The organism is Thermococcus sp. LS1 (assembly GCF_012027395.1).
Lineage (GTDB): Archaea > Methanobacteriota_B > Thermococci > Thermococcales > Thermococcaceae > Thermococcus.
Genome location: NZ_SNUJ01000001.1, coordinates 800,859 through 823,636, shown reverse-complemented (window position 1 = coordinate 823,636; position 22,778 = coordinate 800,859). Strand labels below are relative to the sequence as shown.

At 51.4% G+C, this 22,778-nt stretch carries 30 protein-coding genes and 1 other annotated feature; of the genes, 19 read left to right on the top strand and 11 right to left on the bottom strand.

Translation table 11 applies throughout. The features are described from left to right. Positions 1-8 precede the first annotated feature (8 nt). Positions 9-96 (bottom strand) — a sequence feature (5S ribosomal RNA rRNA prediction is too short). Between the two features lie 99 nt (positions 97-195). From scpB to E3E26_RS04370, 4 genes are all read left to right on the top strand, one after another. Further along, a complete protein-coding gene (gene scpB / locus E3E26_RS04385) occupies positions 196-774 on the top strand; it encodes an SMC-Scp complex subunit ScpB (RefSeq protein ID WP_167900171.1) in 579 nt (192 codons plus the stop codon). A gap of 124 nt (positions 775-898) precedes the next feature. Then, entirely contained in the window at positions 899-1,963 is a 1,065-nt protein-coding gene (locus E3E26_RS04380) for an OB-fold nucleic acid binding domain-containing protein (RefSeq protein WP_167900170.1), read from the top strand. Beyond that, positions 1,964-2,341: a replication protein RepA gene (locus E3E26_RS04375; protein ID WP_167900040.1), complete on the top strand. Its 378-nt coding sequence runs from the start codon at positions 1,964-1,966 to the stop codon at positions 2,339-2,341. Further along, positions 2,338-3,144: an OB-fold nucleic acid binding domain-containing protein gene (locus E3E26_RS04370; protein WP_167900039.1), complete on the top strand. Its 807-nt coding sequence runs from the start codon at positions 2,338-2,340 to the stop codon at positions 3,142-3,144. Before E3E26_RS04375 ends, E3E26_RS04370 begins: the two co-directional genes overlap by 4 nt. Before the next feature lie 45 nt (positions 3,145-3,189). Here the strand turns inward: E3E26_RS04370 and E3E26_RS04365 are convergent, their stop codons facing one another. Genes E3E26_RS04365 through E3E26_RS04355 form a run of 3 tightly spaced genes read right to left on the bottom strand, consistent with a single transcriptional unit; the run spans position 3,190 to position 5,525 of the window. Next, complete coding sequence (locus E3E26_RS04365) at positions 3,190-3,570, bottom strand: ribonucleoside-triphosphate reductase (RefSeq protein ID WP_167900038.1); 381 nt, start codon at positions 3,568-3,570, stop codon at positions 3,190-3,192. A gap of 12 nt (positions 3,571-3,582) precedes the next feature. After that, complete coding sequence (locus E3E26_RS04360; protein ID WP_167900169.1) at positions 3,583-4,413, bottom strand: geranylgeranylglycerol-phosphate geranylgeranyltransferase; 831 nt, start codon at positions 4,411-4,413, stop codon at positions 3,583-3,585. 44 nt (positions 4,414-4,457) lie between these two features. Then, the gene (locus E3E26_RS04355) at positions 4,458-5,525 is read right to left on the bottom strand and encodes a Clp1/GlmU family protein (protein WP_167900037.1); all 1,068 of its coding nucleotides are present in this window, start codon (positions 5,523-5,525) and stop codon (positions 4,458-4,460) included. Positions 5,526-5,687: 162 nt separating this feature from the next. Here E3E26_RS04355 and E3E26_RS04350 point away from each other — a divergent pair, with 162 nt between their 5' ends. After that, on the top strand, positions 5,688-6,152 hold the full coding sequence (locus tag E3E26_RS04350) for an Lrp/AsnC family transcriptional regulator (RefSeq protein ID WP_167900036.1): 465 nt from the start codon (positions 5,688-5,690) through the stop codon (positions 6,150-6,152). On the opposite strand, the gene engB is transcribed toward E3E26_RS04350, so the two are convergent. Further along, on the bottom strand, positions 6,099-6,710 hold the full coding sequence (gene engB / locus E3E26_RS04345; protein WP_167900168.1) for a GTP-binding protein EngB: 612 nt from the start codon (positions 6,708-6,710) through the stop codon (positions 6,099-6,101). The genes E3E26_RS04350 and engB overlap by 54 nt on opposite strands. Positions 6,711-6,803: 93 nt before the next feature. Between engB and E3E26_RS04340 the strand changes: the two genes are divergently transcribed. Beyond that, entirely contained in the window at positions 6,804-7,466 is a 663-nt protein-coding gene (locus tag E3E26_RS04340) for a hypothetical protein (protein WP_167900167.1), read from the top strand. On the opposite strand, the gene E3E26_RS04335 is transcribed toward E3E26_RS04340, so the two are convergent. Continuing rightward, positions 7,463-7,633, bottom strand: a complete 171-nt coding sequence (locus tag E3E26_RS04335; protein ID WP_167900035.1) for a preprotein translocase subunit Sec61beta — start codon at positions 7,631-7,633, stop codon at positions 7,463-7,465. The genes E3E26_RS04340 and E3E26_RS04335 overlap by 4 nt on opposite strands. Positions 7,634-7,919: 286 nt before the next feature. Between E3E26_RS04335 and E3E26_RS04330 the strand changes: the two genes are divergently transcribed. The 9 genes from E3E26_RS04330 (at position 7,920) to E3E26_RS04290 (ending at position 14,691) form a co-directional block, all read left to right on the top strand. Then, complete coding sequence (locus E3E26_RS04330; protein ID WP_167900034.1) at positions 7,920-8,225, top strand: hypothetical protein; 306 nt, start codon at positions 7,920-7,922, stop codon at positions 8,223-8,225. Between the two features lie 120 nt (positions 8,226-8,345). Further along, positions 8,346-8,723, top strand: coding sequence for a 30S ribosomal protein S6e (locus E3E26_RS04325; protein ID WP_167900033.1), 378 nt, complete (start codon positions 8,346-8,348; stop codon positions 8,721-8,723). 157 nt (positions 8,724-8,880) lie between these two features. Then, on the top strand, positions 8,881-10,113 hold the full coding sequence (gene eif2g / locus E3E26_RS04320) for a translation initiation factor IF-2 subunit gamma (RefSeq protein ID WP_167900032.1): 1,233 nt from the start codon (positions 8,881-8,883) through the stop codon (positions 10,111-10,113). Between the two features lie 28 nt (positions 10,114-10,141). Continuing rightward, positions 10,142-10,552: a PIN domain-containing protein gene (locus tag E3E26_RS04315; RefSeq protein WP_167900031.1), complete on the top strand. Its 411-nt coding sequence runs from the start codon at positions 10,142-10,144 to the stop codon at positions 10,550-10,552. Between the two features lie 33 nt (positions 10,553-10,585). Next, on the top strand, positions 10,586-11,245 hold the full coding sequence (locus E3E26_RS04310) for a hypothetical protein (RefSeq protein ID WP_167900030.1): 660 nt from the start codon (positions 10,586-10,588) through the stop codon (positions 11,243-11,245). Continuing rightward, positions 11,221-11,991: an HD domain-containing protein gene (locus E3E26_RS04305; RefSeq protein ID WP_167900166.1), complete on the top strand. Its 771-nt coding sequence runs from the start codon at positions 11,221-11,223 to the stop codon at positions 11,989-11,991. Before E3E26_RS04310 ends, E3E26_RS04305 begins: the two co-directional genes overlap by 25 nt. A 21-nt stretch (positions 11,992-12,012) precedes the next feature. Then, positions 12,013-12,672: a DUF434 domain-containing protein gene (locus E3E26_RS04300; RefSeq protein ID WP_167900029.1), complete on the top strand. Its 660-nt coding sequence runs from the start codon at positions 12,013-12,015 to the stop codon at positions 12,670-12,672. 130 nt (positions 12,673-12,802) lie between these two features. Further along, complete coding sequence (locus tag E3E26_RS04295) at positions 12,803-13,945, top strand: hypothetical protein (protein ID WP_167900028.1); 1,143 nt, start codon at positions 12,803-12,805, stop codon at positions 13,943-13,945. Positions 13,946-14,052: 107 nt separating this feature from the next. Continuing rightward, the gene (locus E3E26_RS04290) at positions 14,053-14,691 is read left to right on the top strand and encodes a DUF432 domain-containing protein (RefSeq protein ID WP_167900027.1); all 639 of its coding nucleotides are present in this window, start codon (positions 14,053-14,055) and stop codon (positions 14,689-14,691) included. A 161-nt stretch (positions 14,692-14,852) separates the two neighbouring features. Here E3E26_RS04290 and E3E26_RS11370 read toward each other — a convergent pair whose 3' ends face one another. Then, positions 14,853-15,242, bottom strand: coding sequence for a hypothetical protein (locus E3E26_RS11370; protein WP_370520086.1), 390 nt, complete (start codon positions 15,240-15,242; stop codon positions 14,853-14,855). Here E3E26_RS11370 and E3E26_RS11365 point away from each other — a divergent pair. Then, a complete protein-coding gene (locus E3E26_RS11365) occupies positions 15,132-15,776 on the top strand; it encodes a mechanosensitive ion channel family protein (RefSeq protein ID WP_370520085.1) in 645 nt (214 codons plus the stop codon). The two genes, E3E26_RS11370 and E3E26_RS11365, sit on opposite strands and share 111 nt — an antisense overlap. On the opposite strand, the gene E3E26_RS04280 is transcribed toward E3E26_RS11365, so the two are convergent. The 5 genes from E3E26_RS04280 to dph2 form a co-directional block, all read right to left on the bottom strand. Next, complete coding sequence (locus E3E26_RS04280; protein ID WP_167900025.1) at positions 15,773-17,101, bottom strand: RsmB/NOP family class I SAM-dependent RNA methyltransferase; 1,329 nt, start codon at positions 17,099-17,101, stop codon at positions 15,773-15,775. The genes E3E26_RS11365 and E3E26_RS04280 overlap by 4 nt on opposite strands. Positions 17,102-17,110: 9 nt before the next feature. Further along, positions 17,111-18,028: a HEAT repeat domain-containing protein gene (locus tag E3E26_RS04275; protein ID WP_167900024.1), complete on the bottom strand. Its 918-nt coding sequence runs from the start codon at positions 18,026-18,028 to the stop codon at positions 17,111-17,113. Between the two features lie 49 nt (positions 18,029-18,077). Next, the gene (locus tag E3E26_RS04270) at positions 18,078-19,037 is read right to left on the bottom strand and encodes a hypothetical protein (protein WP_167900023.1); all 960 of its coding nucleotides are present in this window, start codon (positions 19,035-19,037) and stop codon (positions 18,078-18,080) included. Positions 19,038-19,114: 77 nt separating this feature from the next. After that, positions 19,115-19,726: an METTL5 family protein gene (locus tag E3E26_RS04265; RefSeq protein ID WP_167900022.1), complete on the bottom strand. Its 612-nt coding sequence runs from the start codon at positions 19,724-19,726 to the stop codon at positions 19,115-19,117. Then, the gene (gene dph2 / locus E3E26_RS04260) at positions 19,723-20,766 is read right to left on the bottom strand and encodes a diphthamide biosynthesis enzyme Dph2 (protein WP_167900021.1); all 1,044 of its coding nucleotides are present in this window, start codon (positions 20,764-20,766) and stop codon (positions 19,723-19,725) included. Before dph2 ends, E3E26_RS04265 begins: the two co-directional genes overlap by 4 nt. 228 nt (positions 20,767-20,994) lie before the next feature. On the opposite strand from dph2, the gene E3E26_RS04255 reads away from it, so the two are divergent. The 3 genes from E3E26_RS04255 (at position 20,995) to E3E26_RS04245 (ending at position 22,774) form a co-directional block, all read left to right on the top strand. Continuing rightward, a complete protein-coding gene (locus E3E26_RS04255) occupies positions 20,995-21,582 on the top strand; it encodes a YiiX/YebB-like N1pC/P60 family cysteine hydrolase (protein ID WP_167900020.1) in 588 nt (195 codons plus the stop codon). 152 nt (positions 21,583-21,734) lie between these two features. Continuing rightward, positions 21,735-22,064, top strand: coding sequence for a heavy metal-binding domain-containing protein (locus tag E3E26_RS04250; protein WP_167731048.1), 330 nt, complete (start codon positions 21,735-21,737; stop codon positions 22,062-22,064). Beyond that, positions 22,064-22,774, top strand: coding sequence for a YhfC family glutamic-type intramembrane protease (locus tag E3E26_RS04245; RefSeq protein ID WP_240911641.1), 711 nt, complete (start codon positions 22,064-22,066; stop codon positions 22,772-22,774). Before E3E26_RS04250 ends, E3E26_RS04245 begins: the two co-directional genes overlap by 1 nt. The last annotated feature ends 4 nt before the right edge of the window (positions 22,775-22,778 follow it).

Genomic DNA, 22,778 nt, shown 5'->3' with positions numbered 1-22,778 from the left:
CCCCTCTCGGAGGGCAGTACACCCGGGATCGCTGGCGGGCTTAACTTCCGGGGTCGAAACGAGACCGGGTGTAACCCCGCCGCTATGACCGCCGTACCGCTATTGACCTATCGGGATGGGTTTATAAAGATTACGGTCAAAGAAGGAAAAAGATTATAGTCATCGCCGGAGAGGCTTTAGGAAGAGGTGATGATAATGGGACTCCTAGAAGACAAGGCCCTTGTCGAAGCTGCCCTCTTCGTTTCTGGTCGGCCGCTGAGCGTTAAAGAGCTCTCAAGAGCCCTTGGGATAAGGTCGCTGGATTACCTCGAGAAGCTCATCGAGCTTATAGCAGCTGAATACGCCGAGAGAAAGAGCGCAATCGAAGTGGTTCGCGTTTTGGGCGATAAGTACGTCATGCAGGTGAAGCAGGAGTATTCGCAGAGAGTTGTCCATCTGATGCCAAGACCGGACTTAAGGACTGGCGAGCTGAAGACCCTGGCCCTTATAGCCTACCTCCAGCCCATAGAGCAAAGCAAGCTGGTCAAACTCCGCGGGAGTCAGGCCTATGAGCACATAAGAAAGCTCCTCGAGATGGGACTTATCTACGCCGAGCCCTACGAGAGGACAAAGCTCCTTGGAACGACCCCCAAGTTCGCAGAGCTCTACGGCTTTCCGGAGAACGACCCCATGATAATCAAGGAAGCATTCAAGAAGGTTGTTCATGCCGAGTACAGCGACCTGATAGCAAAACTCGAAGGGAAAGAAGAAATGCCTCAGGAAAGCGAGGAGTAATTTCTTGACCCTTCAGTTTACTTATTTCTGTTCTTGAGAGGAATACGGGAGCTTTTTCCGGAAACTCGGCCTCCGGAGAAAAGTTTAAATACCACCACCCTGTATTACCATTAAGGTGAGTGTTATGGCAGTGCTGACAAAGGAGCAGATCATCGAGATGATCGAGAGGCAGAAAGGCCTCTCGAGGAATGAAATTGAGGAGAGGATAGCGGAGATAGCGTCCCGCGAGGGTATTTCCGAGCACGCGGCAGCTTTAATGCTCGCGGAGGAACTGGGCGTTAATCTGGAGGGCAAAGAGGAGCTTCTTCACATAGCGGACCTTGTCCCTGGAATGGCCAACGTCAACATAGTCGCGAGGATCCTGAGGAAGTACCCACCGAGGGAGTACCAGAAGAGGGACGGCTCAACTGGCCAGGTTGCAAACGTGATAATCTACGACTCAACCGGAAAGACAAGGCTCGTTCTCTGGGACGCTCAGGTAGCAAAGTACTACAACGAGCTGAACCCGGGCGACGTCATTAAGATCATCGATCCGAGCGTTAGAGAGGGAAGGGGAGGAGTTGAGCTCCACGCCAACTTCAGGACGAGGATAATACTCAATCCGGAAGACCCGCGCGTCGAGGAGATACCGCCGCTCGAGGAAGTGAGAAGCTACAACTACAGAAGAACAAAGATAGGCGAGCTCATGGGCGGCGAGCGCTTTGTTGAGGTTAGGGGAACGATAGCGAGGCTTTACAGGGTTACCGTTTACGACGCCTGCCCTGAGTGCAGGAGGAAGGTTGATTACGAGCCGGCAACAGATACTTGGATATGCCCCGAGCACGGCGAGATCCAGCCGATAAAGATAACCATCATCGACTTTGGCCTCGACGACTCAACTGGTTACATAAGGACGACGCTCTTCGGCGACGATGCGGCCGAGCTTCTCGGAAAAGACCCAGATGAGATAGCAGAAAAGCTCAGGGAGCTGGTGGAGGAAGGACTGACCCTCAAGGAAGCCGGCAGAAAGCTCGCGGAGGAGGAGTACTACTACCTGCTCGGAAGGGAGATAGTCGTCAGGGGCAACGTCGTGGACGACAAGTTCCTTGGGCTGATCCTCAAGGCCTTTGGCTGGGACGAGGTGGACTACAAGAGAGAGATAAGCCGCGTCAGGGCCGAGCTGAAGGAGGCCATTAAGGAGGTGCTGTGAATGGAAGAGGTCAGGTACAGGCGGCGCAAGCCTGCCGTCGAGAGGAAGATAGGCGAGATAAGGGAAGACGACACGAGAGTTGCGCTCATAGGCAAGGCCTTCAAGGTCGACAAGATGGATTACACCTTCTGGCTCGACGACGGAACCGGGGTCATACTCATCGAGAGCGAGGAGAACGTCCTCCCCCAGAACGGCCAGACCGTTAGGGTCATCGGCAGGGTCATCAGGAACGAAGAAGGCATTCACATCTACGGCGAGGTTATACAGGACTTCAGCGAGGCAGATTTGGAAGCGCTGGAGGAGATTAGGGAGCTTGAGAGGAAGGTTCTCCCCCGGGTGGAGAGCGTCATCGAGTTCTTTGGAGGTGAGGAGCTATGAAAAAGCGCCTCCCAGCGAGCAGGGTCTACATCAAGGACATCATCGACGGCTACTACGTTAAGAGTGAAGGGGACTTCGAGCCCAACTACCTCATAACGAAGGACGCGAGAAAGGTCTACCGCGTCAAGGTCGTCGCCACCGTCGTTCGCGAGCCGGTTATAAGCGACGACGAGACCTATGGAAAGCTCCAGATCGACGACGGAACCGGAACCATCTGGGTGCTCGGTTTTAGGGACGATACGAGGTTCATCAGGCTCGTCAAAAAGGGCGACCTCGTCCAGATAATAGGCAAGGTTGCTGAATGGCGCGACGACAAGCAGATACTTGTCGAGGGCATCGCCAAAGTCCATCCCAACATGTGGATACTCCATCGCTTCGAGACGCTGAAGGAGAAGGTCGAACACGCCAAGAAGGCCCAGATAGCATTCGAGATCTACGACAAGTACGGCATCACCGCGAAGGCCAAGGTCATAGCCAAGAACAAGGGCGTTAGCGAAGACCTACTGCTGACAATTGACGAGCTCTACACGATAATGCTCGAGCACAGGAACCTCGAGGAGGAGCTCTTCGAAGAGGAAGTTCCGGAGGTCGAGGAAAAGACTGAGGAGAACCCAGAGCTCGAAAAGGCCAAGAAGGCCGTCCTTGATCTGCTGAAGGAGAAGCAAAAGGCACTGTCCCACAAGTTCATCGTCAAGAAGCTCTCGAAGGAGTTCGACGAGGAGCTCATCGAGGAAGCTATAACCCAGCTCCTGGCTGAAGGAGAAATCTACGAGCCGGAGATAGGCTACTACGAGCCGCTGTGAGCTCTTTCTCTTTTTAATTCTCTCGAAAAATAGAAGAAGCGGGAGTCAGTACTGCTCCCTCATCGTCCTTATGACAGGGTCGTGAATGAGCGTCGAGGTTATGCTGTCCACCATGCGGAAGAACTCGTCGCGGCCCTTGATGAGATCCATGTTCTCAATCCTTATCAGCTCGCATTTGCCTCCAAGTATCCACTTGCCAAGCACTATCTTCTCCTTTCCGTCCTTTTTCGCGTCTATTCTGACTAAGCCGTAGGGAATGTCAGCCGTCCACCAGTTGGCCTTAAACGTTATCCTCCAGCCGGCATCTTCAAGTGCCTCTACGAGCTTCTCCAGAGTCTTTCCCGGACCGTGAGGGGTTTTAAATGTGATGACTGTCCAGAGCTCCTCCCCCTCAAGGCTTCTTATGAGCTCATCCTTAAACTCCATGATCTCACCTCCTCAAACTATCGCTGCTATAAGGAAAGCCATAACCGCCAGGAAAATGCTCATCTTGAGTAGCTTCTGTGATTTATGTGCAACCTCCCTGTCCTGGCTCCTCAGGATCAGGTAGGCCGCGTAGAGTATGAGTAAATCAACAGGAACCATCGCATAGTAGCCGACGCCAACACCCGCCTTGACAGGAAGGAACGAAGCGATGACCGTCAGGAGCGCAAAGAGGGCCCCAACGTAGGCCGCTCTCTTCTTCCCCCAGATTATTGGTAGTGTTTTAGCGCCTTTGGCCATGTCCCCCTCTACATCCTCAATGTCCTTAATAACCTCCCTGGCAACGTTCACGAGGAAGGCACAGATCGCTAAATAGCCGGCCAGCCCGAGGTGTTCAACAGCGACCGCACCGTAGAGCGGGGTCGCACCGGTCAGGCCGGCAACGATAATGTTTCCGACGAACGGAAGGGGCTTGAGCTTCCAGGCGTAGATGAACATCGTGACGTAAGCTATCGTCCCAAGGATGAAGGCGTAGATGTTTATCATGTATGCCAGGACAAGACCGAGGGCAAAGAGGAGCATCGAGTAATAGAGTGCAGCCTTCCTGCCCATTGCTCCCCTTGGCAGGGGCCTCTCGGGGCGGTTGATTTTATCTATCTCGTAGTCGAAGTAGTCGTTTATCGTGTTTCCTCCGGCACAGCCCAGAGTGACCACCAGGAAGACAAGTAAGGCCGTTTTTGAGTCGGGAAAGTGACCAACAGCCACTATCGAGCCCAGAAGGCCCACTATCCCGGCAAGGATGCAGTTGTGGGGTCGGGTTATCTCGATGAACGCCTTGAGCTCCATTAGGGCCACCTAATTCGATTAGGTTATTGACTTAAAAATCTTTGCTAGAGCTCCTCCCTTCTCAGCAGGCCAAGCTCTTCGCCGCTTTCGAGCACCCTTATGCGCCCAAAGCGAAGCTCGACTGCCCTCTCAAGTTCTTCTAAAGATATGGGCGTCAGGATCTGGGCCTTCATCTCGCTGAAGTTTATCCACTTCAGTATCCCAACGCCGAGGCAGAGACCGTCTTTATCGATGAAACCGACCAGCAAGTTGCTTAGCTTTTCGAAGTCAACGGCGTGGATAACAGACCTGCTGTAGTGCCTTGGAACGTTCTCGACGTCGGCCTTGACTACGGTGTAGCGCTCGCCCTTCCAGCCGGCCAGGACGAGCCACTTGAAGAGGGACGATAGAAGTTCCTTTTCCTCGGCCGTTAACGGTCTGCCTCTGAAGAGCTCCGTTCCGGTCGGAACGACCTTATTCAAATCAACATCAATCAGACCAGCGCTTGAGAAGTAAGCACCCCACTTCTCTCGCCGTACTTCTCTACGCTCCTCTCTCGAGTGTTCCCTCGCTCTGTCGCTCACTGAGAGGCTCAGGACTTCACCGTAGGGAGAGAGGAGCCGTCTTAGGTGAGAGAGCTCATTTTTCCTCTCAAGGAAAACTATCAGTTCAGGTCTCACGAGCTCGGCTTTGAGGCGCTTCATCTCTATGCCCGGGCCGGTGACGAAGCCGGTAGTATCTATCAAAACGACATCCACACTCTGAACGGCAATATCAACCAGTCTCTTGACACCAACGGCCATCTCACCGGTGTACTGCCCAGGAGAAGTGGTCCCAATGAAATAGTGAGCGTAAGCCTTTAGATTGCTGGTTGAGTCAAAGGGACCTTTAGGAAAAGCTAAACTCACTGTCGCTGGAGGGAGGACTCCCTTCTGGCCGACGTCGCTGTCGATTATCGCAACTCTAAGACCCATTTCAATGAGCCCGTTCGCAAGGAATGTCAGGAGGGTCGTCTTTCCGCTGTCGGTTCCACCGATGAGCATTACCCTGATGGGTCTCTCTGACTGGGCTATCTTGTCAAGGAGTTCGAACCTGTCCGGGGGAACGTCCTCGGTGTAGGCCGCTTTGTTCATGTGAGTTGATTAGAGCCGGGGATTAAAAAGCTAACTTTGAGAAAGACTTATAAGTATGGTCAGGGGCTATCAGTTTAGAGGCCAGAAAAATTTGACATTGGCCTTGAAAATAGTTGGTTTAATAAAGCTGTAAACGCTAACCTTGCAAAGGAGGTTTTAAAAATGGAAGAGAGGCCCACCCTCACTCCAAGGCAGATTAGGTTGCTCAGGAAGTTCTACGAGGAAGGAAAGACCATAGAAGTTCACACCGTTGAAAAGACCCAGGACGAGCTAGCCGAAGAACTTGGAATAACCAGACAGGCTCTAAGCAACCACCTCAAGGTTCTCAAGGAGCTTGGCTACATAAGAACCGGCAGGGGCTTCATCGACCTCACCGATAAGGCCCTCGACATCCTCGGCGAAAAGAAGGGCGACGTCTTCGTCTTCGTTAGGATAGAGCCAACCAAGAGGAAGTACGTCTACGAGCAGATAAAGAAGCTCAAGATAAAGAAGATCTACCGTGTCACCGGCGACATTGACCTCATCATCGAGGCTGACAAGACCAAGCTCGATGAGATACTTGAGGAGATAGCCTCACTCGACGGCGTCAAGGAGACCATCACCCACATCGTCCTCGAGGTTCTCTGAGGGCTTCCTACCCTCCCTCAGCTTCTTCTCTATTAACCTTCTAAGCTCGTCGAGGTTCTTTCCGAACTTGGCAGAGATTGGCACGAAAATCTCGTTTATTTCACTATACGGAACTCCAAACTTCTCGGCGAGCCTCGTTATGGTCCCCTGGACATTCTTCACCTTGTCTATCTTGTTCACTGCCACTATCGTCGGTATCTTCAGCTCCTGCAGGAACTGGAAGAACTCCACGTCTATTGGAATCTCGCCGCGCTTCTCCCAGCGCTCGATGATCTCCAGTGCACTCTTGCCGTCTATAACGAGGATTGCCAGGTCTATCTCGTCGGCATTGTTCTCTATGAAGTGCACTATCTCATCTTTAATCTTCTCCTGCTTTTCCTTCGGCAGACCGCTCATGAAGCCGAAGCCGGGCATATCGACGACCTTCCGATTCCTCCAGTTGACCTCCACGGGCTTTCTCGTAACTCCTGGCCTCTTGCCCCTCCTGACCCACTTTCCGGTAAGATGGAAGATGAGCGTGCTTTTTCCAACGTTCGACCGTCCCACGAAGATTATCATGGCTCTCACCGAAGGGAGTTGAAGTTTTTTCACCTTATAAGGCTTGGCGGAAAAGTTAAGTAGGCCGAGCGATAAATAATCGCGGTGGTGTTTATGGTAGAGGGCGGTGAAGCTAAAGCCAACCAGCTCATCAACAAGTTTGTGATATCCCTCACGGAGGGAAAGATACTCGGGTTTGTGACGGACATCAACGTTGAGGTTGAGGGCGACCAGTTCTACTTCATCCTGAAGATGAAGCTCGTGGAGAACCTTGGAAAGGGTGAACACCCGGGAATGTTCTCCAACGAGAAGAAGATGAAAATAAGGCCAAGCGATATAGTCAACGTTGGTCCAGACGTTATAATCCTCGGAAACGGCAAGGTGCCCCCGCTGAGGGAGATAGAGAGGCTCACTCAGATAGCCGAGGAGTACAACGCCTTGGTTAGGGAGCTCGAGGCCAAGGAGAGGCTCATAGAAAAGCTCAAGGAGGAGAACTACTCACTTACCAAGCAGCTGGATGAGCTTCAGAGGGAGCTCAGAAAGCTCCATGTCATGAAGGAGGATTTCGAACACCTCAAGGAGCAACTGGTCAGACAGGAGGGCCAGCTCGAGATGGCCAAGGACTACATAAGGCTCCTCGAAGGTCTCAGGCACGACATAGACAAAATAAAGGACGATGTTGACAAGCTCATCCAGAGCCAGCTTGAAGAAATCGTCAGGGCAATAATAAACGAAGAGCTGAACGCAAGGGGATTAAAGAAAACGAGCTTCATTTAGCCAAAGATCTGGGACCCAAAGGCGTGGAGAAGTATCTCAAGGGCAACGAGTATCAGCGTGAGGGCTATAACGCCCCTTGGGCTTATCTTTATTGCCCTGGTATCCTCGTCGAAGAACCTCATGAGACCCGCACCGGTCGGGGGAAGTGTGGCCTTTTCCTTTGCCATTTCTCTCACCTCTTAAGATGGCTACCACCCGAGAGGTATAAAAAAGTTTTGATTGCTATGAGCCACTCCCCAGAAGTCGAGGATATTATACAAAGTTTTCCTGGATAAACATCAAAATTTATTGCCCAAAATCTTTATATACAATAAGTCAAACCAACAAGTAGCAGGTTCTATCTGGGTGAAATCTTGAACTGGAGCGCCCGGAAGCCCAATGATTCTTTTCACCCAGCGGTGCTCCATCTAACAGACGCACATGGAATTTATATAGGATTATGGGGGTGTGCCGATGCCCGTGTACCACGTAACCCACAGATGGTCAACAGAGGAAAGTGCCATTGCCGCAAAGGAGGCCGCCGACTTCTTCTCCTCAGGAGAACTGCCCGAGGGCGTTGAGTTCCTGGCCGCGTACAACTTCGACGGAGGGGCCTACACCATCTGGAAGGCACCCAGCAAGGAGGTTCTTGAGATGGTAATCTCCTCCCCGACGTTCAGAAAGAACATGGAGATCACGGAGGTAATCCAGAGCTACCCGCCGACCATTGAGTACATGATCAGGATGTGGAACTGGGTGTACCGCCTGAGCCAAGGGTAGGGGCTTTAGCTCCTTCCCAGATTTTTGAAGAAGAAACTTTTTTAAACGGTAACCCACAGCCCATGGTGGATAAGGGGTTTACCCAATGAATCCCGCTAATGACGTAGGAGGTGGGAGGAAATGGCGACCTTTAAGCTCGTCATATCGAACCCAAAGAACGGGATAGCCAGGCAGGTTGAGATAAGCGGCGAAGAGGCAGAGAAGCTCATCGGAAAGAGGATTGGAGAGGAGATCTCCGCCAAGGAGCTCGGCCTCAACCTCACCGAGATATTCGGCGAGGAGATTCCGGCCGATGCCAAGCTCAAGATAACCGGCGGAACCGACAAGGACGGCTTCCCCATGAGGCCTGATGTTCACGGTCCGAGGAGGGTCAAGATCCTCGTCTCCAGGGGACCGGGTTTCAGGCCCAAGGAGAAGGGTGAGAGGAGGAAGAAGACTGTCAGGGGTAACACCATCAGCCCCGAGATCGTTCAGATCAACATGAAGATCGTCTTCTGAGCTTCTTCCTTTCACCCTTAAACTTCTTCCGGTTTTCCCTCAGATGTTCCTGTGTGCGGAATTTTGATGAGCCGAATCATCTTCCAGTTTCTATCTCCTCCACCACGAGGTAACCTTAATAAATGCCCAAACTCTCTAAATTTAGGGGTGAGAGAAGATGGCAAAGAAGAATGAGTTTAGACAGGCCGAGGTTAACATCGGAATGGTTGGTCACGTTGATCACGGTAAAACGACACTCACAAAGGCTCTGACCGGAATCTGGACTGACACTCACAGCGAGGAGCTGAGGAGAGGAATCACCATCAAGATAGGCTTCGCCGATGCGGAGATAAGGAAGTGCCCAAGCTGCGGCAGGTACTCGACTTCACCGATATGTCCCTACTGCAGCCATGAAACCGAATTTGAGAGGAGAGTCTCCTTCATCGACGCTCCCGGTCACGAGGCATTGATGACAACAATGCTCGCTGGAGCTTCCCTCATGGACGGCGCCGTTCTCGTCATAGCGGCCAACGAGGGTGTAATGCCCCAGACCAGGGAGCACCTCATGGCCCTCCAGATAGTCGGCAATAAGAACATCGTCATAGCCCTCAACAAGATCGAGCTCGTCGACAGGGAGAAGGTCATCGAGAGGTATCAGGAGATAAAGGAGTTCGTCAAAGGCACCGTCGCTGAGAACGCCCCAATAATTCCGATTTCAGCCCTGCATGGAGCCAACGTTGACGTTCTCTTGGCCGCAATAGAGGAGTTCATCCCAACACCTGAGCATGATCCGAACAAGCCACCCAAGATGCTCGTTCTGAGGAGCTTTGACGTTAACAAGCCCGGAACCAAGCCAGAAAAGCTCGTCGGCGGAGTCATCGGCGGTTCGATAGTCCAGGGTAAGCTCAAGGTCGGCGACGAGATAGAGATCCGCCCGGGCGTTCCCTACGAGGAGCACGGCAGAATCAAGTACGAGCCGATAACCACCGAGATAGTGTCCCTTCAGGCGGGAGGAAGGTTCGTCGAGGAGGCATATCCAGGTGGACTCGTCGGCGTCGGCACCAAGCTAGATCCGTACCTCACCAAGGGCGACCTCATGGCCGGAAACGTCGTAGGAAAACCTGGCCAGCTTCCGCCGGTGTGGGACGAGCTCAGGCTTGAGGTTCACCTCCTCGAGAGGGTTGTGGGAACCGAGGAGGAGCTCAAGGTCGAGCCGATCAAAAGGAGGGAAGTCCTGCTCCTCAACGTTGGAACGGCAAGAACGATGGGTCTCGTCACCGGACTCGGCAAGGACGAGATCGAGCTCAAGCTCCAGATACCCATCTGCGCCGAGGTCGGCGACAGGGTTGCCATCAGCAGACAGGTCGGCAGCAGGTGGCGCCTCATAGGCTACGGCTTCATCAGGGAGTGACCCTCTCTTTTCTCCTTTGGTGGTCTCCATGCGCCGCGAATGGCTCGTTATTCCCGACACCAACTTTCTCCTCGTTCCGGGACAGTTCGGCGTCGACATAATATCCGAGCTGAACAGGGTTCTCGATGTGAAGTTCAGGATTGTAATTCCAAACGTTGTCCTTCAGGAACTGGACGTCATCGAAAGAAAGTCCCGCGGGAAAGATCTGATGGCTATCAGAATGGCGAAGAAGCTGGCTGAGAGGTTCGAGACCGTGGATATAGGCCGGTTTGGAGAGAGACCGATAGACGATCAGATTTTTGACTTCGCCCTGAATAACGAGCGCGTTGTGGTCTGCACCAACGATAAGGGGCTGAAAAAGAGGCTCCGCGCGAGGGGCATTCCAGTCGTGTACCTCCGCTCCAAGAAGATTCTGGAGCTTGAAGGAATGCTGGAGTGAAAAGTTTTTAAGGTGGCCATCTTTACCACAACCATGCCGTACGACGAGGTAATACCCGATGAGTACGCGGCCGGCAGGATAGAGCAGGTAATCCTCATAATGAAATTGCTATTTTTCGGATCACCTATCCTCGGCATCTTCCTCTATTCCCTCGGATTCGTTGATGGGAAGGGTTTTCTAGCAATCCTCTTGCCCATGGCGTACGTTGGTCTCACGGGTATTCCCTCACTGAAAACCATCAAGGAAAAGAGCGAAGAGATTGCCGAGCTGATGCTTTCTTCTGTCAATGCGATTCCCTTTCTGACGCTCCTCTACTTTGAATTTCCGGAAGTTTATCGGGAGATGAAAAAACTTCCCGGTCCTCTAGGTAGTATCATAATTCTGCTTGGGACCATACTGGCGAGTTCTCTTTATTATCGCTTTGCCAGTTTGATAAATGAAAATGGTGTCTTTTTCGTGCTCCTCATGATGTTTCCGACCGCTGTTCTCTCCGCACTTTCCCCCATCTACGCGGTCTACCTCCTCGTCCTGATCCCGCCTTTGCTCCTTAGGAGTGCAACCGAACGGCTCAGGAAAAGTCAAGAGAGGAAGAAACGTTTTCCGGGATTTAAACACGCACGTTCAAAACCCTTAAAACTTCCTTTTCTCCATGCATTTGGGTGGGAAATATGTACACCGAAGAGGATCTTTTGAGAGAGATTAGGGAACTAATGGAGGACGACGAACTCTACCAGATGTACGAGAGGGCCTTCAGGGAACACATCTACTACTTCGAGACGACCAACTACATAGTGCTGAATATCTACCAGTTCAACGACCACGGACCGATCCACGTTCTCCTCACAACGAGACGGGCCCTGGAGCTACTGAAAATTATCAAAAAGTTTGGAATTGAGACCACAGCGGAGAAGCTCGGCAAGCCTTTCCGCTGGAGCAAGTTCATCGTTGCTTTTGGAGCGCTCTTCCACGACGTCGGCAACATGATACACAGAATAAACCACTACGAGTTCAGTGCCCTGCTTACGGAGCCAATAATAGACAAGCTCGCCAGGGAGTTTGAAACGGATGATTGGCTTCTCCTCAAAGCGCTCACGCTGAACGCCATCTACACGCACGATGAGCACGTGCCGTGCACAACCATTGAGGGGAGCCTCGTCACCATAGCGGACGGCTGCGATATGGAAGCCGGAAGGAGCAGGCTCGTCCACAAGAAGGACCGCGTTGACATACACGCCGTCTCAGCCCTGGCAATAGAGAAGGTCGAGATAAGGGAAGGAAACGAGGAGCAACCGATACTCATTGAGATATGGATGAAGCACCTCGCAGGAGTCTTCCAGGTAGACGAAATTCTCACCAAGAAGGTCAAGAGCTCAGTACTGAGCGGAAAGGTCAGGATAAGAATTCATGTCGGCGAGGAGATAATGGAGAAGGTTATTTAACCTTCCCTCCCAACTTTCTCCATGCTTCGAGATGCTTACGTTGATCTCAAGTACCTGCTCAACAGGGGCTACCGGAAAAGCTATGCATTAGAATTCGTTGCCAACCACTACAGGCTTACGAAAAAAGAGCGGCATCTTCTGGCCAGATGCGTCTTTTCTGATAGATGGATCAGGGAAGTTAAGGGAAAGCTCCTAAAACCCGAAGAACTTGCCGGGAAGGTTCTGGCGATAGACGGTTTCAACGTCATCATAACCCTCGAATCTCTCCTCGATGGGAAAGCAATACTCTGCGAGGACGGCTTGATAAGGGACCTAAAGTACCAGGGGAAGTACAGAATCAACGAGAGGACCGGTGATTTGCTTACTGAAATCGCGATGGCCCTGAAGGAGCTGGGGATTAAAAAGGCAGTCTTCTTTTACGGGAAGAACATGCCGAGGAGCGGGGAAGTCAAAGCCCTAACGGAGACCAGACTGGAAGCCCTTGGGGTTTCGGGGGAGGTGAAGCTCGTTAAGAGCCCAGACTTCGAGCTTAAGGCCCAGCAAATGGTCGCCACGGCCGACGTTGGAATAATATCCAAAGTTCCCCACGTGTTCGACCTTGTAGCGTACACTGGCGAAAGGCTTAGACGCGAGGCAGTACCTTTTATCGAACTTATCGAGGAGAAGGCAGAACTGATGTAGACGACGTTTCTTGAATAGCTTCAGGTTCACTTGAAGTCTTAGAAAATCTTTAATATGACAAACGACAAGAAAATATATAACACATCTCTACAACCCACTTTCTTTTTTTCGCGGGTTTGGAGGGATTTGGATGAAACGTATCGTAACGACTCTGCTGGTGTTGTTACTGTTTGGGATGGTCGTGGCAAGCGGCTGTCTTGGTGGGGGTGAGCAAACCCCTACAAGCACGAGTCAGATCCCCACTTCCGAGATGTCTCCTTCTCAAACCTCCCCACCGGCATCCAGTCCAGCCCAGAGTCCCACCCAAACATCATCTGAAACTCAGAGTCCGGCTCAGACTGAGACGACGAGTTCAACCGAAACCACTCCGACGGAAACCCAGACCCCCACGGAGGAAGCCTACTGGCAACACCCGTGGGAGTACGCCCCCCTCAACCTCGGCGGCGAGACATACTGGATAACCTACTACAAGTACCGCTATAAGATTCAGCCGAATCAGAGCGCCCCTGTTTACGAGTACATCATCGAGAAGGGCGTTGAAAAGGCGACTGTCAACGTGTGCGGCATGGATTTGATGGGGAACAAAAAGGATCTCGGCGAAGAGGATGTTTACGCGTACACAACCATCGTAACGCCCATAAAGGGCGCGTTTCTGGACGATACCCTTACGGTAACTGTCTGGTACCTCTCCAACGAGAGTGACGCCTTCATGTATCCCTGGGACGTCATGTGGTTCACGTACCTCTCCCCAACGGGAAGCGGGGACAACATTTTCGTCGGAATGCAGTTCGAGTACAATGGCAGAACCTTCAGGATGATGAACCCGACGCCCTTCCAGAGCGGGCTCTTCCCATGCTTTGATGGAGACATGGACCTTCCAGGAGAGATTAGCGAGGACCTGGGCTATCTCTACATGGGATGGGTGAGCCTCATCCATCTCGGGTTCTGGTACGAGTGGAGCGACGTCAATGTCCTCATACCACAGTCCGGAATGTGGACGGACGGAATGGGCCACACCTGGAGCTGGAGCACGAACCCGGACGGAACAGCTAGCTACGCAGGCTTCACATTCAAGCTGATCGACTTCCAGTGGAAGTACGAGGGAACCGGGGAGGGGGTTATCCTCCAGGGAGAAGGGAAGTTCTCACCGGATCTGCCATTAGTCATTGAAAGCGACGGCTATTACTCGTATAAAGATGCTCAGACAGGAAAGACTACCGTAGTATATTCATACCTTAAGCTGGAAGACCTGGGACTCGAGAAGGGCGGTTGATAGAGCATTTACTTTTTCTTACCCCTTCTCCAAGGCCTGTTCGCATAGACGACGTATAGACGATTAATTCAGGCAAACTTTAAATCTTTCAAAACCTATTTTCTTCCATGTTTGGAGAGCACGAGCTCAGAACGAAGTTCATCAAAATCCTCGACAAGAAGATACACCTCCTCGAAAGGCCCGATGACAGCGTGCTTTACACGCGGGATGATGTTCGGGTTCTCATAAAGAAGGGCGATGGTGCCTTCAGAGTACTCCCGGCCCCGGCTGAGGGCTACGGCGTCAAGTTCCTCATGATAAGGTTCTCACCAAGGATAGCCGTTCCCCCCAGGGAAAGACTGACCGGATACCTCTCCGCCCCCGTGGACATTGAAGTCAAGAGCGGAAACGTCACGATAGACCGCTTCGTTGTAGGAAGGGAGAAGTACGCCCTCTATGGCGAGAATAACATCGGAGTGATAGCGCGCTATCACGTGAGCGAGTTTCACGATAAGATTCCCGACGAGCTGGGAATCATGAAGCTCGTGATAAACAACCCTACTGACGAATGGAAGCTGGTGGAAAGGATAACCGTCCCGATAAGGAACAGTGTTATGTTCTACTCCAGCGAAAAGGCCTATTATCCCCTCGTGATACTGACAACGAAAGAGCCCTACGAGGTCAACAACACCGGCAACCCGCCCGATGGGACGCTCAAGGCTACCCATAAAGCAGAACCTCTGCCGAACTTCAGGATGAGGTGGTGACGATGGCTAACGTGACAGGCAACACGACCACAACTTCACCGGGAGGCGTGGAAAGTCTGGTACCTATTGAGATAAGTCTCTGGACGGGCATTGAGGCGGTTCTCATCATAATAGGCATGATAATCCTCGGGAGAATTCTGAGAAAGCTCATAATTCGAAAGTCAAAGGAAACCACTCTCACCTGGATAATCAACGAGGACACCGCTGATATAGTGTTCCGCATGTTCGTGCTCGGAGGCATGATATGGGCGCTCTACGTGATAGGCGTGATGAACTACCAGATAGGACCCACCAGCGTTGGAAACGTCGCCTTCGCGGTCGGCTTCTTCTACTTTGCATACCTCATCGCCAAAAAATCCAAGGACTACCTCATAATGAGCGCGGGCAAGAAACCTTCCCCCGACGTTCAGATAAAGGCGAAGATATTCTACTACACTTTCATCACCATAGCTTTCTTTCTGGCTCTCAGCTTTGCCAGAATAAGTGCTGAGCTGAGCGCCCTCCTGGCAGCGGCAGGAATAACTGGTATCATCCTCGGTTTCTCGGCACAAACCGTCGTTGCAAACTTCATCTCAGGAGTCTTCATGTACTTCGACAAGCCCCTCAACATCGGCGACCAGGTGAAAATAGGTGAACTCGAGGGTATTGTTGAGGACATAAGGATACTTTCAACGAGAATCCGCGCCTGGGACGGAACGCTCATCAGGATTCCGAACGAGAAGCTCTTCAACAGCAATATCGTCAACCTCCAGAGGTATCCTGCGAGACGGGTAGAGGTTGAGATTGGCATAGCCTACAGTACCGATGTTGAGAAGGCTATCGAGATTATAAAAGAGACCCTCGACGAGATGCCCCTCGTTTTAGCCGAGCCGGAGCCGGTCGTGTTCGTAAAGGAACTTGGGGACAGCGCAGTGGTGCTTTCAATCAGGGGCTGGGCGCCGAGTGAGAAGTGGTTCGACGTCAGGACTGAGGTCATATCCAGAATCAAGAAGGCTCTGGACGAGGCGGGAATAGAGATACCGTTCCCGCAGAGGGTGAACTGGTTCGCCAACGAGCTAAGGGTAAAGGTAGATAAGGAGTCCTAATCCCCTTTCTTTTCTATCAGGGCATAGAAGAAGCCTATCGTTTTATGTCTGTGAGGCCACGCCCTCATCGTTCCGGGCAGAAATCCCTCATCGTAGGGACCGTTTAGTGGTATCAGTTCAGCATTCTTATGCCTCTTCAGGAACCACTCCACAACGCCCTCGTTTTCTTCTGGCAGCATCGAGCAGGTTGAATAAAGCAGCCTCCCCCCAGGCTTCAAAAGCTTCCAGGCACTCTCAATGAGCTCCTTCTGGAGCTGAACGACCTTTGAAATATTTTTCTCACGCAGACGCCATCTAAGCTCTGGATTTTTGGCTATCGTCCCGTCGCTCGTGCACGGTGCATCAAGAAGGACTCTGTCGGCTATTCTCTCACCGAGAATTCCCGGTGCTTTTCTGCCGTCGGCCTTTATGGTCTCGGCTATCTCAACCCCAGTCCTCCTGAGAACTTCCTTCATGCGCTTTATCCTCGCCGAGTCAATGTCAAAAGCGTAGATTTTGCCTCTGTTGTTCATCAGCTCTGCCATGTGGGCAGTCTTTCCGCCAGGAGCGGCGGCCAGATCAACGACGGTCTCGCCAGGTTCCGGGGCCAGAACAAGTGAGGCAATCGCTGCCGCTTCCTCCTGGGGAATTGTCCAGCCCTTGTTGAAGAGCCACTCAGGGTTGAAGGAGTCGAGGATTCTCAAAACTGTTCCAACGCGCTCACTCCTCTCAAAGCGGACATTTTTGCTTTTTAGATAATCCTCGACCTCTTCAACGCTCGTTTTCAGCAGGTTAACCCTCATGCTCGTCGGCAGGGTCTCGTTGAGGGCCTTGAGAAGCTCCTCCGCCTCGTCTCCAATGAGTTCTTTCATTCTTTTTATGAACCACTCGGGGAAGAGGTAGTCCCACTTCAGGCGCTTCTCTTCGGTGTCGAGCTTTGGAACGTACTCAAGAATCCTCGGAAGAAGGTCGTAGTAGTAATAGCCCACAAAGGGGTGCGTTTTCTTCGATAGAAACTGGGCGAGCCCCTTGAGATGTTGCCTCGTCCTCTCGTTTGGATCCCTAAAGACCGACACCTCAATGGCAACCCTCAGCGTAGCCCTCAGCCACGGGTCGAGGATGAACGGGGAAACGCCAACAAGCTCTTCTATTATCTCATCTATCAAACCGAGTCTGCGCTGAATGGAGTAAAATATACCCGTTAGCTTGGAATTTTCCCAGCCTTCGATTTTATACTTGGCGAAGGCCTTTCTCTTAGCCTGCTGGCTCGGCTTAAGCTCCTCACCAAGCTTAACAGCTTCAATGATGGCATAGAGCTGCCTGTCGCTCAGCTTAAGCTTCCCCACTTCAACCCCTCATTGGGTGTTCCCGGTTGGGGTTTTAAAGTCTGCGAACAGCTGGGGTTGGACAGAAACAATGGAATCAATGAGATTGGAAACCCTTTTGGCCTTCAATCGTATCACGGGTGCCCCTTCCCGGTAAACCAAACCATTCACAACCCGGGAAATCTCCAAGAGTTCTGTCTTTACGTCTTCTGGAAGAGGAAAACTCAGAGCTTTTTCAAGTACATCTAGAGTCAGTTCAACGATAAACTCGTTGTCGTTCTGGAGGAGAGGAGGAATTTCATCGAGTATGCGTGTCAAAGAGCCGCTATCAGCGGACGAATTCAGCACGTTAAGGAACAGATAAAACCCTGTCACCTTTGTGTATGGATTGGGGGAAGCCACAAGTTCGTTTATGTAGGCCCTCACCAATTTCGAATCTTCCAGAGGCCGCAGCTTTGAAAGAACATCAATGGCTTCTATCTTCATCACATCGTCCGAGCTTCCTAACAAGCTAACCAGAGCTTTCGCCGCCTTCAGAAACGCTTTTGATTCCAGGGGGATGCCCTCAACCAGATATCCCAGGGCACGAAGGGCCTTGATAGTGACCTTTTCGTTCTTCAGGGATAGTGCATCGGTAAACACATCCAAGTGCCCCTCCAGAACCATCATCCTAAGATCACTGTCGGCCCTTTTGAGAATCTCACCTAAAGCTACGAAAGCTCTAAGGCGTGTGGTTTCATCATCTTCTCCTGCAAGCTCCAGAATCAGAAAAAGTGCCCGCTTATCCTCTAAGGCTAGACTAACTGCGTCCAATATCTGCCACGAAAGCACTAACTCCCTAAGCTCAGTCTTTGATATGGGGTTATTCGCGGGCATTATATTATAGAGTTTGAATCTGTACATATATTGATTTCGCTTTCCGAATTCCAAAGTAACTTCAAGGTTCATTTAACTGATCCGTAAGATAATACAAACAGAAGTTACGACCTATCCTGGACTACGGCATCTCATCAAATCTCTGTCCCGGCACGCTGAATGATCCCATACCACTGCTCGTCCCGAGCAGTAGCGAAGAGTCCCCCACGACCAAGGAAAGCATCATAGCCTCGTCAACAAATCCTGCACTAAGGAACTTCCTAACGGCGTTCCGTGCCTCAATGGGCCTAGAGCGGTAGTAATTGTAGAGTGCACCTTCCAAGAGCCCTATGACTTCTCTGGCTTTTGCGCGCAGGACTAAAGTATCCGCACTCTTTGTGAACTCCTTGAGGGCAGGAAGAATATTCTCGATGATCCTTTCCATAGGAAGAGCAATGGGAAGATTTAGCATATCAGCCGCAGAATCAAGACCGACCTCCACGAGAAGAGGGTCCTTGCTCCTCAGGAGTTCAGCGATTCCGCTAACGATGGAACCCCAGTTCTCCTCTGAGGGCCCTCCTAAGGCCAGGAGCAACCGAATACCCAGAGCCTTTTCACGAAGATTGGGTGAAGTGAGAAGAGGATCAATCCTAGACAGCACTCCATCAATGGAATATGTCGTGGAAATATTTCCCGTGAGCTCCACCGCCTCAAGCCATGCAAGACCGTCGTTATCAGAAACTAGCGAAGCAAGCGCATCCACTAGCTTAGCCAGCTGATTTTTCGTTAGGGGATTTCCTTCAAGCAGACGTTTTAAAACCCTAAGAGCTCTCACTTTCAGCCGCTCATCCCCTTCCCGGAGGGTTCCGACTATTGCATCGAAGCCATTCCCCAGTATTAAGGACTTTGTCTTTTTGTCGGCCCCTTTGAGAACCTCTCCCAGAGCAGAAAGAGCTCGTATCTTTGTGATCCTGTCTTCCTCGCTGATGAGTTCAATGAGAGCCAAGAGAACCTCTTCACTATCTCGGGATAGCTTTACTGCATCCCTCATCTGCCAAGAAAGTATTAACTCTCTAATTTTATCAACGGAAACCCCAGTCATTACAGCCACCATTACCGATTATAGCAACTGCCATTAGTTGGAGGTTATCCAATATATTTTTTTCGCTCACCAGTGTTTCAGGTTCTTTCAAACCTGTAAATATCTACCAAAATCCTCTCCAGTTTCTTCCTATGGAAGAAGAATTGGGCAGGAATCTCAAAGGGAAGGGTTATTCTATGAGTTATTGAAAAACCAGCATCTCTAACGAACGCTTCGATGAACCTCCTCACTTCGGGCTTCGCGAGGTGAATGGAATAAACGACGTCACTTATCCCAAAGGCCTTCATAAGAAAGGGTCTGTCGGCATGCTTCACCTGACTGCCAAAGGGAGGGTTCATTATCACGGTATCAACCCGAGCAGAGAAATCCAAGACGTCAGAGTTCACAAACTCAACGCAGTCCTCGAGACCGAGAGATTCAACGTTTTTCCTGGCGAGCCCTAAAGCCTCTTCATCTATTTCAACGGCATAGACCCTTTCAGCCCCCATCAGGCACGCACCAACACTCAGAACTCCAGTCCCGGCACCTAAATCCGCTATAACCTTTCCCCCAATGTCTCCGACAGAGTGGGCCAGCCAAAGCAGTTCCGCCGCGACGTCGCCAGGTGTCCTGTACTGCTCAAGTTCGGGCTTCGGCTCGGGGAAACCCTTCAGCTTTGAAAGTATCATCGCAAGGTGCTTCTTTTTCACCCTCTCACCCCGTGGAGGGCTATGCCGAACGGCTCGTCCTTCTCGCGCTTCCCGCCAAGGATTTCATCGAATTCGTAGTCCTCGCGAAGGCCCAAGAGAATCTCAACCTCAGGGGGCGTTAGAACTGGCTTTCTCCAGTTTTCAGCGTCGTCTATGGGCACCCTGGGGCAGGCAACAACCACATAGGCATCGAAGTCAAAGCCCTCCAGCGCAGAGTAGCTTATGTGGTTCATAGCTATTAGCCTGGCGTATTTGCCATGCCTACGCAGGAGTTCCACAATCTTTTTGGCTTCAGCCAAGCGAAGCTGGCCTTTCTTGGTGCTTACAACGACACCGAACTTTTTGGCATCATAGGCTTTCGCTATCTGGGCCCACCTCTTCCGAATAATCCGCTCAGCCTCTTTCTCCATCCATATCGCGTCGCCGCTGTAGGGGTTTACTGCCAGAGTGGGCTTCTTCGTCGCTAAGGCAACTCCTATCGGATGGAAATACCCTGCCCCAATGAAAAGCACTCCATCGGCGTCAACTTTGGCGGCGGTGAATGTGCAGCCGAGAACCTGGCCGCACCAGCTTACCCTTCCGTCGCCCGCACCTATAAGGACTTCAAAGCCGGCATTTTCAAGGAACTCCTTGGCCCTTTCCAGCTGGTGTATATGCTGGGCGGTTGTAACGAGCGCTATCTTCCTCCCGAGCTTTTTAATTTCGTCCAGATTCTTCTCCAGCGCAGGAAGAACGTCAACTTTGGCAAAGGCTGGAACAAAGATGGTGGGAACCTCAAGGTTAAGCTTCATGTAGCTGTGGCCGAGGTGAATCAGGGCATCACAACCAAGGGCTTTCGCTTCTCTGTCAGCCGGGTCACAGGCTCCGTAGTTGATGTCGCCGCTTATTATCGCCTCTATCCCGTTTTCCTCAAGGAAATCAGCGAGATTCTGAGCCTCTCTTTTCAGTCCCTCGGGAGTTTGGATGAGGACGCGTGTAGCCCGAATATTATGAAGCACCGACAAAACGCTCGAAACAGGTATATCATGAACACTCTTCATGGCAGGAAATTTGGACCGTCTTATTAAAACTGTTGCGTTGAGACAAGAGAACACCACAAGCCCATTTGAGGCAGACGTTATTGGCGAAAGTAAATAGACAGCGCATTATAGTTTCTCCAACATAAAGGAATAATATAACTTAACGCGTATGTTATTCAAAATATTGGAAAAAACTTATAAAAGATTGCCAAAATACTTTGGTGACTATCAATGGACGGGGGTGCTCAAATGAAGACATTAAAATACCTTATCGTGAGTATCATGCTGGTGGTAGTACTTGCCACCCCGGTAACTGCAACAAGCAGCACCGAAGAAGACAGCTACTACCACCCATATCCAACAGGCCTCATTGCAGGGGACATAGTTATAGGCCACAACCCAACAACCGACTTAGTAATCCCCGGATACTGGACCCACACAGGAATGATAGCATACTACGACACTTCAATTGGGGAATGGATAGTCATTGAGGCTACCTTCGATGGTGTCATTCTCACTCCCCTAAGCGAGTTCCTCAGCAGGTACGATACGGTTGCCGTCCTTAGAGTCAACACCAACGATTATGTAAGACTGAACGCCGTGTACTTTGCATATTATCAGCTCGGCAAGCCTTATGACTACGCTTGGTACACCAAGCAGGTCTATGGCGATAGCTACTACTGCTCCGAGCTCGTTTGGGCATCCTACATAGCCGCCGGTGGACCAGACATTGATGCCAATCCAGGCTGGAGCTGGACCTACGCGTATGGCGTTGCACCCCAAGAGGTCTACGATGATTCGGATACCTATGTGATCTACTATCACTCGGTCAGCTGAGTTCTTTTCTATTTTAACAACACTTCACGGGTTAATCCCAACTCTGTAAATAACTCAAAATTTAGGGAGCAGTAGTTTCTACAATAAAAAAACTTTTTATATTTCCACCCCCCCAACATACCTCGAAGTCCGAGGTATTGGAGGTGAACGTTATGGAGGACATCATTGTGGTTACAACTGAGAGCGTGCCCGGGTACCGGATAGTGGAAGTCAAGGGAATAGCCCGCGGTGGCATCGTGAAGGCCACTCACCTGGGAAAGGACATAATGGCCGTTTTCAGGAACATAAAAGGTGGTGAAGTGAAAGAGTATACTCAGATGATGGCCGAGGCCCGGGAGGAGGCTCTGAAAAGGATGATACTCCACGCCAAGGAGCTCGGAGCAAACGCCGTTGTAAACGTCCGCTTCGCGACTGCGAACGTCGGTTCTAGCGTTGCTGAGGTTTACGCCTACGGTACTGCGGTGGTCGTGGAAAAGGAGTGATGGCTATGTACCTCCTCCCGTTCCCGATACTGGGAGGTTTGCTCGCTTGGGCCACGATATACTTTCTGGGCTTCAAAAGGACGAAGTGGTCAGAGTTTGTATTCGGGCTGGCAATATTCTTCATTGCGATAATCGTTCAGAACCCAATCCAGCAGTTGCCTCTACTGGCGCTGGGAATACGTTCGAACGCTGACGTGGTAGCCAAGGGAGCAGCCTTTACCATAGCGGCCTCGCTGTGGCTGGGCTTTGTTGCCGGCCTCGTCCAGGAGGGCACCAAATATCTTCTAGTTAAAGGGAAGAACCTAAGGACTGCTCTCTTCGTGGGACTTGGATTCGGCGTTACCGAAGCTTTCTTTGTGGGAATAATCGCCGCCGTTGCCGCGATAGCGAGCGAGACCCCACTGGACGTTCCAGTCAGCACGGCCCTCCTCTCGCTGGTCGAGCGCTACTTTGCCGTGCTCTTCCATGTGGGAACAACGGTCTTCCTCGCCTACGCATACAGAGAAGGCTTCGGAAAGAAGGGACTGATCGCAATCGTCGGTCTGCATACGATTGTTGATTCAATGGCAGCCTACTACCAGCTGACAGGGAGCGAGACATTTATGTACGCCACTGAGGCAATCTTTGCCGTAATAGCGCTCGCGCTCATGTACTACATAATCCCCAGGGTGAAGGTCGAGAAGCCTGAGGAAGAAAAAGTAATATGGTGAAGTG